This is a genomic window from Streptomyces sp. WELS2, assembly GCF_013870595.1.
Taxonomy (GTDB): domain Bacteria; phylum Actinomycetota; class Actinomycetes; order Streptomycetales; family Streptomycetaceae; genus Streptomyces.
Window position 1 is genome coordinate 1 of record NZ_JACBWZ010001344.1, and the last position, 1,073, is coordinate 1,073.

The 1,073-nt window shown below is 71.5% G+C and carries 2 protein-coding genes; one reads left to right on the top strand and one right to left on the bottom strand.

Annotated elements, in window-relative coordinates:
* Window positions 1–166 (bottom strand): LysR family transcriptional regulator (locus tag H5J33_RS36245; RefSeq protein ID WP_181798912.1); only part of this gene is annotated, 166 nt, incomplete at its 3' end.
* A gap of 71 nt (window positions 167–237) precedes the next feature.
* On the opposite strand from H5J33_RS36245, the gene H5J33_RS36250 reads away from it, so the two are divergent.
* The coding region (locus H5J33_RS36250; RefSeq protein ID WP_181798914.1) for a DMT family transporter at window positions 238–1,073 on the top strand (836 nt) is incomplete at its 3' end.

Sequence of the window (1,073 nt, forward strand, 5' to 3'; positions counted from 1 at the left end):
GCGTGCGTCCGTGCTTCTCCACGACGGGCAGGCCGGCCTCCCGTTCGAGGACGGCCAGCTGCTGGGAGACCGCCGGCGCGGTCAGGTGCAGGGCCTCGGCCGCCGCCGCGACGGTGCCGTGGATGGCCAGGTGGTGCAGGATCCTGAGCCGACGAACATCAAGCATCATCACATCTTACGCTTTGCATAAAGAAAGCTAACTGGACCTTCTTGTTTCGGTCTCGGCATCGTAGAGGGATGCGCATACGGTTCGCCTCCCCCCGCTTCCTCGCCCTGGCCGGCACCGTGGTCCTGTGGGCGTCCGCGTTCCCGGCGATCCGGGTGGGGGTCGGCGGACTGGGCCTCGCGGCGCTCTCGCTGCTGCGGCTGGCCATCGCCGCCGTCGTCCTGGCCGCCATCGCCCCGTTCGCCGGGGTCCGGGTGCCCCGGCGAAGGGACCTGCCGCAGATCGCGCTGTGCGGGTTCACCGGCATGACCGCCTACCAGGTGCTGCTGAACTGGGGCGAGATCCATGTGGAGGCGGGCACCGCGAGCCTGCTGATCGCCGTCGCCCCCGTGTTCAGCGTCCTGCTGGGCAGCTTCTTCCTGGCCGAACACATCAGCCGCAACGTGGCCGTCGGCAGCGTCATCGCCCTCGCGGGCACCGCCGTCGTCACCCTGAGCGACGGGCTGTCCGGGTTCACCGCCGCCTCCCTGGTGGTCCTGGCCGCGGCCGTCGTCCAGGGCGTCTACCACTTCGCCAGCAAGCCGCTGCTGCGGCACTACACCGGGCTGGAGGTGGCCACGTACGCCATGATCGCCGGCACGGTGTTCGCGCTGCCGCTCGTACCCGCGACGGCCCGGGCCGTGACCCACGCCCCGCTGGACGCACTGGTGGCGGTCGCCTTCCTCGGGCTGCTGCCGTCCGCCCTGGGCTTCGTGATCTGGGGCTACGCCGTCGCCCGCCTGCCGCTCGCCGTGTCCACGGCCGCGCTGTACCTGGTCCCGCCCGTCGCGCTGCTGGTGTCCTTCGTGTGGCTCGGGGAGATCCCGCACCCGGTAGAACTGCTCGGCGGTGCCGTCGTCGTGGCCGG